The organism is Methylocystis rosea (assembly GCF_003855495.1).
Taxonomy (GTDB): Bacteria; Pseudomonadota; Alphaproteobacteria; order Rhizobiales; family Beijerinckiaceae; genus Methylocystis; species Methylocystis rosea_A.
Genome location: NZ_CP034086.1, coordinates 2,719,285 through 2,733,975, shown reverse-complemented (window position 1 = coordinate 2,733,975; position 14,691 = coordinate 2,719,285). Strand labels below are relative to the sequence as shown.

The window sequence follows — 14,691 nt, the reverse complement described above, 5'->3', positions numbered from 1 at the left end:
TCCTTTGCGAAGACTTTTGGAGCAGGATGAGGCGGTTGCGCCTAGCTTGCGTCGGCGAGCGTCGCCGCGTGACGGCCCCTGGATTGGCGCGTGTCGAAACCGCGCACGCGCGCAAAACTCGCTTCGAGCGTCGCGAGCGGATCGGGGTTTCCGCCGCGCGAACGCCAGGCGATGCAGCCGTCGGGACGCACGAGGAGCGCGCCTTCAGGCGAAACGCGCAGGCGCGGCAGAAACAGCCCTTCGGGATCGTCAACGTCGAAGCCGAGGCGGCAGACGCCGAGCGGCGCTTTCGAGCGCAGGGCGATGCGCCGCGCCGCTTCAATCCAGTCGCCGCCATCGGGGCCGGTAAAGAGCATGAAATCGCGGCCGATCAGATCGTGAGAGGAGATCGTCTCATCGCCGCGCCGCAACCAGACATGCGCCAGACGCGTTCCCGGCGCGCCGCTCGGGCGAAGAGGATCTTCGACGCATGCGCCGTCGTCGAATTCATCAGCGATGATTGCGTCAGAGCGATAGCGATAGCCCATAGATGTTTCGAGAAGGCCGTATTCGTCTTCCCGAATGCGGATGTCCTGACGATCGGGCAGGAGGCGCTCGACATAATTGGCGATGGACCGCGCGATCGCGATCCGCGCGACGGGCCTACGCTCGATCGCATAGCTGTCGAGCAGCGTGGGCGCAGCTTCGCCCTTGACGACGAGCGCAAGTTTCCACGCCAGGTCGGCGGCGTCCTGAATCGCCGTCTGTCCGCCGAGCCCGCCGACGGGCGGCGTGATATGGGCGCAGTCGCCCGCAAGGAATACGCGGCCAAAAGACATGCGATCGGCGAGGAGAGCGGCCATCTGCCAGGGTCGAATGTCGAGAATCTTTACTGCAAGATCGGGGACGCCAAGAGATTGGCGAACGAGCTCTTCGCATCGCTCTTCATCGAAATCGGCCGCCTGATCGCGGGAGGAATCATATTCGATGTTGATCTGGCCGTGATTGGGCTCGTCGCAGGTGACGAAGGCGCCGCTGAACGCCGGATTGCGCAGATAATAGAGCGCAAATCCCCCGCCTGGCAGGATGGCGTCGAGATCGGCCTCGAACAGCACCGAAATCGTATCGGCGAGAACGCCGGGGCCTTCCATCTTGACGCCGCCGACATCGCGGATCGTGCCGCCGGCGCCGTCCGCCGCGATTATGTAGTCGGCAAAAACCGTCGTCTCTTGTCCCGACGCTTCATCGCGCAGGATCGCTTCGACGCCGTCATCCCGCTGCGAGAAGCGCTCTAGCGTCGTCGAGAATCGAACGTCGGCGCCGTTCTCGCGGGCGAAGCGCAGCAGCACGGGTTCGACGCGATCCTGGCCGGCGGTGCATATTCTGCTGGGAGACACGGGCGTTGCGTCGAGCGAGGTCTTGGTGACGAGCGTTTCGATCGGCGGGCTCGTGACCGACTCCGCGATGATGAGCGTGGATTCGTTGGCGCCAGTGCGGCTTGCCGCAAACAGCGCATCCTCCAAGCCAGGGACGACGCGCAGAACCTCCATGCTGCGGCGGTTGATCCCATGCGCTTTCGGCAGTCGCGACGTTGACGCGCGTCGCTCGACGAGACGGCAGGGGACGCCGCGCCATGCGAGCAGCGTCGCCGCAGACAGACCGGCATAGCCGGCGCCGACGATCAGAACCGGGACTCGCTCCACGCTCATTGCACATGTCCTTCAGAGGGCAACGAAACGGCCATCGGCTCCTCTGGCGCGGATCGAAGCCCGCGCCAGAGCAAGAAAACAGCGACGATTTCAGGCCAGATCAGCGATTGATAGGCGATCTCCGGACGGTTAACGGAGAGGCCGAACAGAATGAACAGCGGCGCGATGAGCCACTGCGCAAGCACATCGACGGAGGTCAGCTCTGCGAAGGCGCTCCGAGCGAGCGTTAGTCCTCGGACGATGCTTCCGATGAATCGGATGGGTATGGAAAGCGCCAAGCAGGCGATGAAAACGGACCACCAGGCTCCGTGTTGGCGGTACAGAGCGTCCCCGATCCAATCGCGCCCCAATAGCAGCAAGACGGCGGCCGTCAGCGCGATTGGCGCGCCGACGCGCATCACCGGCGCAAGGGCTGACGTCCAATCCCCGGTAGATTGCTTGGGAAGGTAAATGGCGAGATAGCGCATCAGCGTAATGAGCGGACCAAGAATGAACAGCATGAAGGTCTGCGCGGCCGCGTAGGAGTCGAGGCGTTGACCGTTCGCGGCGTAATGCCAGGGCAGTGAGAAGAGCGTCAGCGAGAAGAGCATCGCCGCCTGCGGCGACAGCACCCGCAGCGCTTCCCAGAAGGTTCCGCTCATAAAGGAGCGCGCAAAGGCGAGTTCGGGAAGACGCAATTTGCGCGCGCCATGCGTTTGCAGCCGACTCCATAACCAAAAAGACGAGGCGACGGCGACGACGCAGCCCGCGAGAAAGCAGCCGGCGAAACCCAATCCGAACGTCTGCATGAACAGGACGTTGGCCCCGGCTTTCGCTGGAATTTCGGCGAGCTTCCACGTGAGAACCGAGCCGCCGCGTCCAAGCGCGTGCAACAGGAATCCTTGCGTGTTTGAAAGAACGCGGAACGGCGCGCCGGCGACGAGCCAAAGAATCGGGGCGCCGATATAGGGAGCGGCGGCGGCGTCGCCCATCAGGGCGTCAAGGAAAATCGGATAGGCGAAGAAGCCGAAAATCGCTGTCGCGACGCCAAGCGCGAGGGAGAGCGCGCAGGTCTTTTCGATCGCATCAGCCGTCTCGCCATTCTTTTGCGCATGGCCGAGCGCAATGGCGGCGACGGCCGCGGAAGCGATGGTGACCGCGACATCGAGCAGCGTGATGCGCATCAGAATCGCGTAGGCGCCCGACGCGCGGCCGCCCAATCGCGCAACCATGGCGAGGTCGATCTGCATGATGAAGGCGGCTGCGGACGTGCTGGCCAACAGGAACCAGTATCCGCGCCACAACGGCGCGCTCGTCATCGCGCGAGGCTCTGCCACCCCGGAAATATGTCGAGCTCAAAGCCCGGCAAAGTAAAGTAGCCGAACAGCTCAGGAGGCGCCGGCAACGGCTCCTCGGGTTCGACAAGCTCGATCTCTCGTCCGAGGCGAACGCTACGGCATTTCCAGCCGATGACGAGATCCGTCGTGTCGGCGCATCCGATAACAATCCCGCGGCTTCGACCGCGATCGAGGATCGCCCACCGCGCGGCGGACGCCGCCATGATCGAGCGGAGATATTTGTCGTCCGCCAACAGCCGGTCTTTAAATGGAGATTCCTCGCGCAGCCAAACATAGACCCAAAGATAATAGGACCAGTCGAAAGCGAGTTTCTTCTCTCCAGCCCAGGCCATGAACGGCCGGAAAATCGACATGCCGTCCGGACCGGAAAGTTCCAAGAGCTCCGGGCAAATGTCGAAGAGCGTGTGCCAAAAGATGCGCAGGCTCACGTCGATCCGAACGAACGCCTTATGATCGGGAGGATATTTTGCGTTCAGCTCCGGCGACATCAGCGCGGGGTAAAGGTCGCGATCAGTCCGACTAGGCAGTGAGAGCAAGGTCATGACGCCTTTCTTCCGGTTGGCCGAACAGGTCCCGCAACACCTTTAGATCGGCGACGATAGCGTCAAATTCGATCTCGTCGTCGCGCTCATAGGTCATCGTTGCGCCCGGCTTGTCGAAGACCGATCGATAATTCTGAAGGAAGGCCAGCGTGTCCGGCGCCAGCGCTTCGGCATGGGTGTCGAGCGAAATGAAGGGCTCGATCAATGACTGCCGGTAGCCGGCGACGTGGAAGTGCTGGGCCGCGGCGATGACGTTGCGCCAGGCTTCGAACGGCGTCCCGCAGTTGCGATTGGCGCAAACGGCGTTGGAGGCGTCGAACAGCACGCCCGCCCCTGTTTCCTTCATAAGGCGTTCGAAGAAAGCGGGCGCTTCCACCCCGCCGTCCATGATGGACGGGTAATTCTCAAAATGAATGCGCTGTCCGACGATCTCCTGCCATTGCACGACCTTGTCGCGCACGGATTCATATTCGGCGGAATAATCGATTTCGCCTAAGTGAAAGAAAGCGCGCCCCTCGTGAGAAAAGCGCAGAATATGGTCGGAGACGTAAATCGGGTTCAGCGCGTCGATGTAATCTCGAAGCCGAGCGGCGAAATCGACGAGCGTCGGCCGATCGGCTTCGAGAAACTTCGAATACATAATGTGCAACCCGACTGGACAATCGAACGCCTTGGCCAATTCGTCTGGATCGACGCAGAAAAAATTGTCGATAAGAAATTCGCAATAATCGATGTGCCCTTCGCCGATCAGCCTCTGAGCCATGTCATAGGTGTCGCCGAGCGTGAAATTGAAGCCAAGTCGCATCTCTTTGCCGCCTTCGTCTTGATGCGCCGAACGTCGCTTGCGCCGCTGGCCGGGGGCCAACGGCGCAAACAAACCGTCCTTAGCCGTTGGTGGCGGCGCAGGTCGACGCGCAGCGGGCGCTGGCGCGGCCAATGACATTGAGGGTGATGCGCTTGGCGATACGGATGGTCATGAAGGCCTCCTGTTTTGATTTCGTCTGGAGAGACCAGACGGGCTCCGCAGAACGCGGGACCCGAATGGTATGACGAGCGAGGCCGCAAAAATCGGACAGCTTGGGACGAGAATTTTTTCGAGCCGTCGAGATTTTGAGGTTTGGCGCATTTCGAAGGCGCGGCGCGCCAGCTTCGATCAAGGCATCGCTTGGCGCGGCCTTCGGCTTAACGCTCTGCGTCTCCATCGGCACGCTCGAAGGCGCGACCTCGAAGGCGCGATCGAAATGTTCGAGCGCCCGACCCAGGCTGCGATTGACCGTTCTCAAGGAAACGCCGATTTCCTGCGCGATTTCAGCATGGCTGAAGCCCAGGATCCGGCTCATGAAGAATATCTGACGACAACATCGCGGCAATTGCCTCAGAGCCGCTTGAACGTCCCGCGCCAGGCCGAATGCGTCGAGGGCCGACGTGATTTGCGTGTCTCGAGCGGGCGACTGGAACCATGCGCCGTCTTCGGCCAGCGCTCTGGCATGCGTTCTTTGCCTCCGAAGATTGTCGATCGCGAGCGTGCACGTCATCTTCGACACATAGCCGCGCGCATTCGAAATCAGTTCGCCACGGTCGCTTTCCAGCATTTTGAGATAGGCTTCCTGGACCAGGTCTTCGGCGTCTCCCGAGCCGATCACGCGGCGCGCCCGCGTTATCAGATCGCGATGGTGGCTTCTAAACAGTCGGTCGATCGTCTCATGGGACTTCTGCATCAGCGCCTCCCCGCTTGTCTCCAAGCGCGCCGATTATCCAAAACGCATCAACCCCAAGCGCCCTCATGGCCTTCAGGGATGCGTGGTTTCGATCCGCGGACGGATTTGCTTCCGAACGCGCGGATGTATGGCCGAGTCTTTAGACGGGGGAGGCGCGCGCTGGCGGAGTCGCCGACCGCGATCGGGAAACGGGAAGGATTGGAAAAGCGAGAACGCTGAGTCGCGCCGTTGGAAAGGACAGGCGCGCAACCTGATCATAGACGCATAGGATCTGCGGCTGAGCGTCGCAGCACGCGATACAGTCCGAGCAAGAGCCGTCGTGGTCGCCCGGCGCGTGAGGCGCCGCGGGAACAGCATCGCTTTTGCAGACGACGGGCCGGAACGACAAAGAATGAGATTGAGCGCGCGCGGCGACAGTCGAAACGCCAGCGACTTGCAGCAAGATCGCAACGAAAAGAATGAGCCGAACGAGCATGGATTGCCGCCAACCATTGCCTACGGGGCGTAGATCATAGGCGCGAAACAATTTTGCGGCAATATGAAACTCCTTATACGACGTGCGCATGGCGGAACGACGAGGGACCGATAGGCGAAGACGCGTTGACAAACGGCAACGGTCGGCGAGCCTGCTTCATTGTTTCAAGCCGACACTGGATATTCATTACGGACTAAAGACTCCGCGCGCTCAGCGCCGGCCGTTGCGCGCGCCATTTGGAGTGATGTCGGGGCGAACGGCTTCTTCGCGCCCGTCAATTGAATGACAGAGCGAAATTGCAAAGACCAAGTGTGGCTGCAGCGCAACAGTTTAAATTATTGCAAAATTTGGGCGCTAACCGTCGTTGACAAGTTAATCCTCGTGCACTCAGAATTCGCTATGCGGCAAGACAAGAAAAAAATGCGGCGGTTCATGCGTCCGATTGTGGCGGCCGCTGTCGCTTGTCTGCTGTTTCAGCAAGCTTTGGGTCTTATTGTTTCTCACGGACGCCTTGGCGGCGATTTCGGCGCGTTCCTAAGCTCTCCCGTCGCGATGGCGAACGAGCTTTGCGCCGATCAAGCCAATGGCGACGGCAAGGGCCCGCATGTTCAGCACATGCACTGCATGGCTTGCTTTCTAAGCGACCGAAGCGACGACCTCGGAGCAAAGGTTCTCCTGTCCGCCGTCGTCCTCGTGCTGGCGCCCTCGTCTGAGGCTCCTCCTCTTTGGCCGGAAGAGCGCGATCTCGCGCCGCCGACCACCCAGTGGCCCAGAAACAGGCTTTCTCGCGCACCCCCGTCGCTTCTCTCCTAAGAGAGCGCGTTAGCGGTCGGCTGCCGGGTCTTCGACCCCTCATCGCCATTTCCCTCGCGTTGGATTTTCGCGCGCGCCTCTGACGCGCCGCCGCCGACACGCGTCGCGAACGCGTGCAGCCAAGAAGCATCTCAAAAATCGTGCTGACAGGAGAGGAATCATGCGCGCATTCACTCGTTTTACGGCCGTTATCGCCGGTCTCGCAGCCGTTGGCGGCGCGCAGGCGGCGGGTAAGGTCGATGGCGGCGAAAGGCAGCAGATCGCGATACGCTTTGCGCTTGCGGCGGGCGATCAGCCGGTCGAATGCGGCCGCGACATCGCAGGGCTCGGAACCGGGGGGCAGCCGGCGCAGCTCCACGACGCCAGGTTCTACATCGCCGCGCCGGCGCTGATCGACGCCGCCGGCCACGAAGTCCCCATCGAACTGGAACAGAACGACTGGCAATACGCCAACCTCGCTCTGCTCGATTTTGAAAACAAGACGGGCAAATGCGTCGGCAGCGCCGACATCAACGACACGATCAAGGGATCGGCGCCGCGCGGCCGCTACAAAGGGTTCAGCTTCGTCATCGGCGTCCCGAGCGTCGTCCAGGATAAGGACGGCAAGGACGTCATTCTCAACCACTCGAATTTCGCCACCGCGCCCGCGCCGCTCGATCTTCAGTCGATGACGTGGAATTGGCAGGCCGGCCGCAAATTCATAAAGATCGAAGTTGATCCCGAGGGCGGCGTGACCCGTCCGCCGCCCAAGCCGAAAAGCCCGGCGGACGCAGCGAATGGCGCCGGCGCGCCCGCGGGCGACAAGTCCGACGGCGGCCCGCCGCCGATGGCGGACGCGCCGAAGACGGCGCCGCTGCGCGTCAACTCGGACGGGACGATCACCGTCTCCACCTGGATGCTGCATCTGGGTTCGACGGGCTGTCGCGGCGACGCGACGAAAGGCGAAATCACCTCCTGCGCCAATCCAAATCGCGTTCCCGTGAAACTGGCCTCCTTCGATTCTGCCAAGCAGCGCGTCGTGCTGGATCTGAAGCCGCTCTTCGCCGGCATCGATCTTGGCAAAGACCAGGGGTTCTCGACCGGCTGCATGAGCGGGCCGGCCGATCCGGAATGCACGCCGATGTTCGAAAATCTTGGGCTTCGACTCAAGGAGACCGCGCCCGACGCCAATGACGCCGGCCAGTCCTCCGGCGCGTCGACGAAGATTTTCCGCGCGGAGGTCACGAAATGAAGCGCGAAGCTCTCATCCTCCTCCTCGCCGCCACTCTGATCGCGGGCGGGGCGCAAGGCGACCCCGCCCCAAGCGCGGAGTCCTGGCGCTGGACTTTGCCCGACTTCATGCCGCCGCCACGGGTTCCAGCTGACAATGCAATGTCGGAGGCGCGTTTTCAGCTTGGGCGCAAACTCTTCTACGACCCGCGTCTGTCCGGAAACGGCAAGGAGAGCTGCGCCTCCTGCCATGAGCAGCGCCTGGCGTTTACCGATGGCCGTGCGGTCGCCGTCGGAGCGACAGGCCAGCATACGCCGCGCAATTCGCCCAGCATCGCCAACGCCGCCTGGCGCGCCACGCTCACATGGGCGAATCCGGCGATGGTCACTCTGGAAAGGCAGATGGAAGGTCCGCTCTTTGGCGAAGAGCCGATCGAGATGGGCGTCAATGACAAGAACCGCAAAGAGATCCTCGCGCGTTTCGACAGTGACGCAGAGTATCGCCGCGACTTCGCGGCCGCCTTTCCCGGCGAGGCGGACTCGATCAGCTTCGGCAACGTCATCAAGGCGATCTCGGCCTTCGAGCGCGGCGTCGTCTCGGCGTCCTCGAAATATGATCTCTATCTTGAAGGCAAGGCGACGCTCTCTCCAGAAGAGACGCGCGGCAAGGATCTCTTCTTTGGCGAGAAGGCCGAGTGCCATCACTGCCACGGCAGCGTGAATTTCGACGATCAGTTCTATCACGCCAAAACGCGCGAGATCGAGACGCCGTTTCACAACACCGGCCTCTATGATCTCGATGGCAAAGGCGCCTATCCCGAGCCCAATCGCGGCGTTTTCGAGAACACGCATAATCCCGCCGAGATGGGCGCGTTTCGCGCGCCGAGCCTGCGCAATATCGCTGTCACCGCGCCTTACATGCATGACGGCAGCGTCGCGACGCTGGATGACGTGATCGACATTTACGCGGCCGGCGGCCGCAATGTCACGAGCGGTCCACTCAAGGGCGACGGCCGATACAACGCAAACAAAAGCGCATTGATCGTTCCCATCGATCTGTCGCCTCAGGAAAAGAGCGATCTGATCGCCTTTCTGAAAACGCTGACCGACGAGTCGTTGCTGACATCTCCACGTTTCGCCGACCCCTGGAAACCGGCGTCGACGGCAAGCGGGCCATCGCGTGCGTCCTCCCATTGAGTTTCACCCCATCAGGAAAGCAAAGAAAATGAGCTCCCGGTCGAAATTGATGCACGGAGTCGCGCTCGGCGCCCTCGCGCTTTTGTCCTCTGCCTCGGTCGCGCACGCGCAGCAGGCGCTTCCGCAGATCACGATCGGCGCCGCACGGCGGCCACCGCCGGTCGCGACTCCGGCTGTGAGAGAGTCGACGGCGGGCGAAGCGGGAATCGCGCCCGGCTTTAATCCCGTTCGCGCGAAACTGCCGATCTACCGGGACCCGCCGGGGCAGACGGTGACGATCGTCAACACGAAATTCCTCAAGCCGACGCCCCTGGCGGATGTCCGTAGGGTGTTGGAATACAGCCCCGGCGTCTCTGTGCAGCAAGGCAACAATCCGCGTGATCTGTTGATTTCGATTCGCGGCTCCGGAAACCGTCTCGGCCCCGGGTTCCCGACCGGCATCCGCAACATCATGCTGTACGAAGACGGGTTCCCGATCACGACAGCCGACGGCAATGGCCGCACCGACCTGCTCGATCCGCACTCTTATGCCGCCATCGACGTCTATCGCGGACCTTCGTCGGCGCTCTTCGGCAATTACGCCTATGGCGGCGCGCTCAATTTCCGCACCTTTTCCGGCGCCGAAATCGACGGCGTCCACACCGGTTCGGAATTTGGCAGCTTCGGCTATGTCAACAATTACGTTCGTGTCGGAAAGGCGGTGGTCGACAGCACGCTCGGCGGCTTCGATCTGTCGTTTTTCGCCTCCGACGCCAACAGCAGCGGCTATGCCCGCAATTCTTTCTCAGGCAAACAAGCCAAGCTCCTCGGCAGATGGGACGTGACCCCTACCGATCGTGTGATCGTGAAATATATCGCCAACAATTTGAGATCGGAGTTCATCAACCGAGAAAATATCAATGTCTTCAATCTCAATCCCTTTCAACAAAACTATGGCTGCTCCATCGCGGTCCCCCTGAATCTCAACCTGTGCAACAATCTGAACGTGCCGGCCAATGGCATCTCCGGCGCGCTCACGCGCCAAAGCGTTTGGCAGCTTGGCACTCATCAAAACTCTCTCAGACAGATCGCCGGCGTTCAGTTCGAGCATGACTTCGACAACGCCACCACTTGGCGATCGCAATTTACGTACGACTATCTCGATAACATCAGTGGAACCTGGCCGCCGCCGATCGTCGGCCCGGGCGGCCAAGGCGGCCCGGTCGCCTTAAGGGGCCCGACGGTGGGCATCACCGCACAGACCGACGTGACCAGCCACACCGATCTGTTTGGCTTCCCGGCAACGCATTTTCTCCAGTTCTTCTATAGCAACGCCAAAACCACCAATCCGCTCTTCAATCAGATCGCCAATACCTGGTACAGCGGCGCAATCGGCGCGCAGGTCGGCAAGTTGGATTACTATACGTCAAACATCGGTCTGCGCGCGCGTGAAGAGATTGCGCTCGCGCCGGGCCTGACGGGCGTCATCGGGTTCAGCTCCAACTGGAATCGCGTTTGGGGCGTCAGCACCGCCTATAACTACCCCGCCAATCTGGCGCCCAGATTTCCGACTCAGGTCGCCGTCGACAATGATTATTGGAACACGGCGCCGGAAGCGTCGCTCACCTATCGCTATAACCCTGAGTGGCAGGTGCGGGCGCGCTATGCGACGGGCTACAGCAGCCCGACATTCGTGTTCCTCACCAGCACGCGAAATGGAATCGGACAAAATCCTTTGAAGGCTCAGACCAATATGGGCGTCGATCTCGGCATTGATTGGACCCCGAGCCCTGAGCTCAATTTCAGCGTGACCGGTTTCAACGAATGGCATCGCAATGAAATTCTGACATTGAACAACGCGCTCGTCAGCTATTCGCAAAATATTCCTTCCTCTCTTCACCGCGGCGTCGAACTCAACGCCGATTGGCGGCCCTTCGACGGATGGCGGCTGATCGCGGCCTATACGTTCAACAATCAGTTCTTCACCAATTACTGGGACGATCTCGGGACCGTCGCGGGGCGAGCCGTCTTATATAATCGCGCCGGCAACCGAATTCCCAACGTGGCGCCGCATACTGTGACGATGCGTCTTGGATATGATCAGCCCTTCGGCGACCTTTCGGGTCTCGGCGCTTACGCCGAATATATTTTCAAAAGCGATTATACGATCGACAACGCCAATTTCACCACTCTGCCGAGCTACAGTCTGATCAATCTTAACGCGCACTATAACCACGACATAGACAACTTCTATGTCAAGAATATCGAGCTCTTTTTCGAGGTCTCGAACGTCTTCAATCGAACCTATGTCGCCGGCGCATTCGTCGTGGCCAACACGCTCCTTGCCGGCCCGATACAAACGCCGCTGGTCTGGCCGACAGGCGGCCTGGTGACGGCGCAAGGCGCTGGCATCCTCGCCGGCCAGCCGCGCGCCTTCGCCGGAGGCATCAAACTCAAGTTCTAAGATGATCAGGCGTCGCCCCGTTCATTCGGGGCGACGCCCGCCAGGCGCGGCGCGCGCCTATCGGCGAAGCGCGATCAGCAATTTTTTCGAATTGGAGATTGCCCGGGCCGAATAGTTTCAGTCCGCCGATCTGGCGAAGGAGGCGATCAATGCTTCGCGCTGGCCACGCAGTCGGACGCATGATCGGCGCCGCGCGGCTCGCGGCGTTGATCCATGTCATCGCGGTCCTGCCGCCGGTTTCGGCGCTTGCCGAAAATCCTTTGCAAGGTCCCGTCACGCATGGCCTCGCGCTTTATGGCGACCCGGCGCTGCGCAAGGATTTCGATCATCTTCCCTATGCCAATCCCGAGGCGCCGAAAGGCGGGAGGCTGCGGCTCGGCCAGCGCGGCGGATTTGCGAGTCTCAATCCATTCAACGCGAGATTTGGGGACGCGCCGCAACTCATCATCGGCAATGTGCTGCAAAGTCTAATGGTGCGTTCGCAGGACGAACCCTATTCCTTCTATCCGCTGATCGCCGAATCCGTCGAAATCGACGAGGCGCGCGAACACGTCACATTTCACATCGACCCTCGGGCGCGCTTTTCCGACAAGACGCCCATCCTCGCGTCGGATGTTCTATTTTCCTTTGAATTGCTGAAGTCAAAAGGTCGGCCGAACCATCGCGCGATTTTTGCGTTGGTGAAGTCCGCCGTCGCGCTCGACGACCATACCGTGCGCTTCGATCTGACTGGCGTGAAGGATCGCGAAGCGCCGCTCATTCTCGCGGCGATGCCGGTTCTTTCGAAGAGAACCACGAAAGTTGAGCGCTTCGACGATCTCGATATGACGATTCCTCTCGGCTCAGGCCCTTATGTGATCTCGGAAGCGAAAGCTGGCGCGCGTCTGGTTCTCCGCCGCGACCCTGACTATTGGGCCCGCGACATACCCAGCCAACGGGGACTCTATAATTTCGACGAGATCGACATTGATTATTATCGCGACGGCGCGGCGCTGTTTGAGGCGCTGAAGGCGGGCCTCCTCGACTATCGCGAGGAGACGAGCGCCGCACGTTGGTCGACGGGCTATGATTTTCCCGCCGTTCGCAACGGCGCCATTGTGAAAGAAACCCTGCGGCCCGGACGCCCAACGGGAATGGAAGGCTTCGTCTTCAATCTGCGCAAGGGCATCTTCCGTGACGTGCGGCTGCGCGAAGCGATCGCCATGATGTATGACTTCGATTGGATCAACGCCAATTTCTACAGCGGACTATACGTCCGCACGGAAAGCTACTTCGGCGAATCGGATTATTCTTCGATTGGGCGTCCCGCAAGCGCGGCCGAGCGCGCTTTGCTTTCGAAGTTTCCCGGCGCCGTTCGCGACGATGTTCTTGAAGGCCGCTGGCGACCTGTTCAGCATGACGGTTCGGGCCGAGATCGCACGGTCGCGAAGCGCGCGCAAGCGCTTCTCGCCGAAGCGGGCTATGGCGTCGTCGATGGGCGTCTAGAGAAGAATGGCGTTCCTCTCGTCTTCGAGATCATGATCCGCGACCGCGACGAAGAGCGGCTTGCGCTCAATTTCGCCGCGGCGCTGAAGCGCATCGGGATCGAAGCCAATCCGCGCGTCTACGACGAAGTCCAATACCAGCGCCGGCGTCAGCGCTTCGAATATGACATGATGATCGGGCAATGGCTGGCGTACGCCGTTCCCGGCCAAGAGCAGATGCACCGGTGGAGCGCCGCGAGTCTCGACAAGGAAGACTCGCTCAATCTCGCAGGGGCGGCCTCGCCCGCGCTCGACGCCGCGATCGACGCTCTGCTCGCGTCCCGGATGAAGGCGGACAGCATTTCGGCGGCGCGTGCGCTCGATCGCGTATTGCTCTCCGGATTCTATTTCGTGCCTCTGCAGCACGTGAACGCCATCTGGTGCGCACACAGCGCCGCGATCCGCCATCCCGCCCACACGCCGCTTTTTCCGATGTTTCCTTATGGCTTCACCCTGGAGAACTGGTGGAGCGAGAAAGCTCGCCCTCGGTGAGGATCGTGTTGGCGCTCTTGGCGCGAAGGCGATAGAAATCTTTGGCGACGGCCGGAGTTCCACCGGCAAATCGCCTCGCACCAACAAAAAGTCCTGGAGACGCACATGGGGCAGGAGCCCTGGCCGACCGAACTGCGCCTCTCGGAAGGCGGACGGATGCTGAACGTCTCCTTCGACGACGGCGCGCAATTCGCGCTCAGCGCCGAGCTGTTGCGCACGCAGAGTCCGAGCGCGGAAGTGCAAGGCCATTCTGCGAAGGAGCGCAAGACCGTCGGCGGCAAGCGCAATGTCGCGATCATCGCGGTCGCGCCGGTCGGCAATTATGCCGTGCGGCTCGACTTCGACGACATGCATCGCACCGGGATCTACACGTGGCGATACCTGCGCGAGCTTGGCGAGAAGGCGCCGGCGCGGTTCTCGTCCTATCTCGAAGAGCTTGCAGCGAAGGGGCTGGATCGCGACCGGCCTGGAGAAAAATAAGTCTTCAAAAAATAGCCCTGCAAAATAAAACGGCCGACGCGCGCGCCGGCCGATTCAAAATGTCGCCGTAAGATTTTTATCGGGTCACGACCACGCGGGTGCCGACCTTGACGCGGTTGTAGAGGTCGACCACGTCGTCATTGGTCATCCGGATGCAGCCCGACGACACGGCCTGGCCGATGGTCCAGGGCTCGTTGGAGCCGTGGATGCGGTACAGCGTGCCGGAGAGATACATGGCGCGCGCGCCGAGCGGATTGTTAACGCCGCCCTCCATGTGCCGCGGCAGGTCGGGGCGGCGGCGCAGCATTTGCGCCGGCGGCGTCCAATCGGGCCACTCGCGCTTATGAGCGACGAAGCGGGTGCCGGCCCATTCGAAGCCGGGGCGGCCGACGCCGACGCCGTAGCGGATCGCCTGGCCGTTGCCGAGCACATAATAGAGTCGACGTTCATTGGTGGCGATGATCACGGTGCCGGGCGCATATCTGGCGTCGAAGGCGACGACCTCGCGCGGAACGGCGACCGCCTGCGGACGGCCGTCGCTGGTTTGCGGTGCGAAGGAGCCGCCGCCGAATAGCGCGGTGAAAGGGTCGACGACGGGCGCCGGCGCTGGTTGCGGCGCAGGGCCGCGCGCGGATGCCGGAGACGAAAGGGCGCCGAGCGCGCCGAATGCGCAAATCAGTGCAAAAGCAAGACGCCGCATGGTTTTCCCTTGTCCAAGTGTGGGCTGACGTCGCGCCGCCGCGAAATTGCGACGCAGACGCCCTGATGATTAGT

General features: G+C 61.4%; 12 protein-coding genes. 6 read left to right on the top strand and 6 right to left on the bottom strand.

The annotated features are described in order from the left end of the window. Positions 1-41: 41 nt before the first annotated feature. From mbnF to EHO51_RS13220, 5 genes are all read right to left on the bottom strand, one after another. Positions 42-1,688 carry a methanobactin biosynthesis FAD monooxygenase MbnF gene (gene mbnF, locus EHO51_RS13240; RefSeq protein ID WP_124739276.1) on the bottom strand — a complete coding sequence of 549 codons (1,647 nt, stop codon included), beginning with the start codon at positions 1,686-1,688 and terminating at the stop codon, positions 42-44. Next, positions 1,685-2,986: a multi antimicrobial extrusion protein MatE gene (gene mbnM, locus EHO51_RS13235; protein ID WP_124739275.1), complete on the bottom strand. Its 1,302-nt coding sequence runs from the start codon at positions 2,984-2,986 to the stop codon at positions 1,685-1,687. Before mbnM ends, mbnF begins: the two co-directional genes overlap by 4 nt. Next, positions 2,983-3,567 (bottom strand): methanobactin biosynthesis protein MbnC, encoded by a 585-nt coding sequence (gene mbnC / locus EHO51_RS13230; RefSeq protein WP_124739274.1) that lies wholly within the window; start codon positions 3,565-3,567, stop codon positions 2,983-2,985. Before mbnC ends, mbnM begins: the two co-directional genes overlap by 4 nt. Further along, on the bottom strand, positions 3,545-4,372 hold the full coding sequence (gene mbnB, locus EHO51_RS13225) for a methanobactin biosynthesis protein MbnB (protein WP_124739273.1): 828 nt from the start codon (positions 4,370-4,372) through the stop codon (positions 3,545-3,547). The genes mbnC and mbnB overlap by 23 nt, the downstream gene beginning before the upstream one ends. Before the next feature lie 79 nt (positions 4,373-4,451). Beyond that, positions 4,452-5,285 carry a methanobactin precursor domain-containing sigma factor gene (locus tag EHO51_RS13220; RefSeq protein ID WP_124739272.1) on the bottom strand — a complete coding sequence of 278 codons (834 nt, stop codon included), beginning with the start codon at positions 5,283-5,285 and terminating at the stop codon, positions 4,452-4,454. A gap of 907 nt (positions 5,286-6,192) precedes the next feature. Between EHO51_RS13220 and EHO51_RS13210 the strand changes: the two genes are divergently transcribed. From EHO51_RS13210 to EHO51_RS13185, 6 genes are all read left to right on the top strand, one after another. Next, complete coding sequence (locus EHO51_RS13210) at positions 6,193-6,573, top strand: DUF2946 family protein (RefSeq protein WP_245434594.1); 381 nt, start codon at positions 6,193-6,195, stop codon at positions 6,571-6,573. Between the two features lie 160 nt (positions 6,574-6,733). After that, positions 6,734-7,804 (top strand): MbnP family copper-binding protein, encoded by a 1,071-nt coding sequence (locus EHO51_RS13205; RefSeq protein WP_124739269.1) that lies wholly within the window; start codon positions 6,734-6,736, stop codon positions 7,802-7,804. After that, positions 7,801-8,979, top strand: a complete 1,179-nt coding sequence (locus EHO51_RS13200; RefSeq protein ID WP_124739268.1) for a methanobactin export MATE transporter MbnM — start codon at positions 7,801-7,803, stop codon at positions 8,977-8,979. Before EHO51_RS13205 ends, EHO51_RS13200 begins: the two co-directional genes overlap by 4 nt. A gap of 28 nt (positions 8,980-9,007) precedes the next feature. Beyond that, positions 9,008-11,422: a TonB-dependent receptor family protein gene (locus EHO51_RS13195; protein ID WP_164479399.1), complete on the top strand. Its 2,415-nt coding sequence runs from the start codon at positions 9,008-9,010 to the stop codon at positions 11,420-11,422. Positions 11,423-11,571: 149 nt separating this feature from the next. Then, on the top strand, positions 11,572-13,437 hold the full coding sequence (locus EHO51_RS13190; protein WP_124739267.1) for an extracellular solute-binding protein: 1,866 nt from the start codon (positions 11,572-11,574) through the stop codon (positions 13,435-13,437). Between the two features lie 105 nt (positions 13,438-13,542). Further along, positions 13,543-13,917: a gamma-butyrobetaine hydroxylase-like domain-containing protein gene (locus EHO51_RS13185; RefSeq protein ID WP_124739266.1), complete on the top strand. Its 375-nt coding sequence runs from the start codon at positions 13,543-13,545 to the stop codon at positions 13,915-13,917. A 76-nt stretch (positions 13,918-13,993) separates the two neighbouring features. Here EHO51_RS13185 and EHO51_RS13180 read toward each other — a convergent pair whose 3' ends face one another. Then, on the bottom strand, positions 13,994-14,617 hold the full coding sequence (locus EHO51_RS13180; RefSeq protein ID WP_124739265.1) for a L,D-transpeptidase: 624 nt from the start codon (positions 14,615-14,617) through the stop codon (positions 13,994-13,996). Positions 14,618-14,691 lie beyond the last annotated feature (74 nt).

What these genes read in the sequence shown, in the direction of transcription:
- EHO51_RS13195 (WP_164479399.1), top strand. Translation starts at nt 9,008, where the DNA reads ATGAGCTCCCGGTCGAAATTGATGCACGGAGTCGCGCTCGGCGCCCTC.
- EHO51_RS13210 (WP_245434594.1), top strand. Translation starts at nt 6,193, where the DNA reads ATGCGTCCGATTGTGGCGGCCGCTGTCGCTTGTCTGCTGTTTCAGCAA.
- mbnC (WP_124739274.1), bottom strand. Translation starts at nt 3,567, where the DNA reads ATGACCTTGCTCTCACTGCCTAGTCGGACTGATCGCGACCTTTACCCC.
- mbnF (WP_124739276.1), bottom strand. Translation starts at nt 1,688, where the DNA reads ATGAGCGTGGAGCGAGTCCCGGTTCTGATCGTCGGCGCCGGCTATGCC.
- EHO51_RS13205 (WP_124739269.1), top strand. Translation starts at nt 6,734, where the DNA reads ATGCGCGCATTCACTCGTTTTACGGCCGTTATCGCCGGTCTCGCAGCC.
- EHO51_RS13190 (WP_124739267.1), top strand. Translation starts at nt 11,572, where the DNA reads ATGCTTCGCGCTGGCCACGCAGTCGGACGCATGATCGGCGCCGCGCGG.
- mbnM (WP_124739275.1), bottom strand. Translation starts at nt 2,986, where the DNA reads ATGACGAGCGCGCCGTTGTGGCGCGGATACTGGTTCCTGTTGGCCAGC.
- mbnB (WP_124739273.1), bottom strand. Translation starts at nt 4,372, where the DNA reads ATGCGACTTGGCTTCAATTTCACGCTCGGCGACACCTATGACATGGCT.
- EHO51_RS13220 (WP_124739272.1), bottom strand. Translation starts at nt 5,285, where the DNA reads ATGCAGAAGTCCCATGAGACGATCGACCGACTGTTTAGAAGCCACCAT.
- EHO51_RS13185 (WP_124739266.1), top strand. Translation starts at nt 13,543, where the DNA reads ATGGGGCAGGAGCCCTGGCCGACCGAACTGCGCCTCTCGGAAGGCGGA.
- EHO51_RS13180 (WP_124739265.1), bottom strand. Translation starts at nt 14,617, where the DNA reads ATGCGGCGTCTTGCTTTTGCACTGATTTGCGCATTCGGCGCGCTCGGC.
- EHO51_RS13200 (WP_124739268.1), top strand. Translation starts at nt 7,801, where the DNA reads ATGAAGCGCGAAGCTCTCATCCTCCTCCTCGCCGCCACTCTGATCGCG.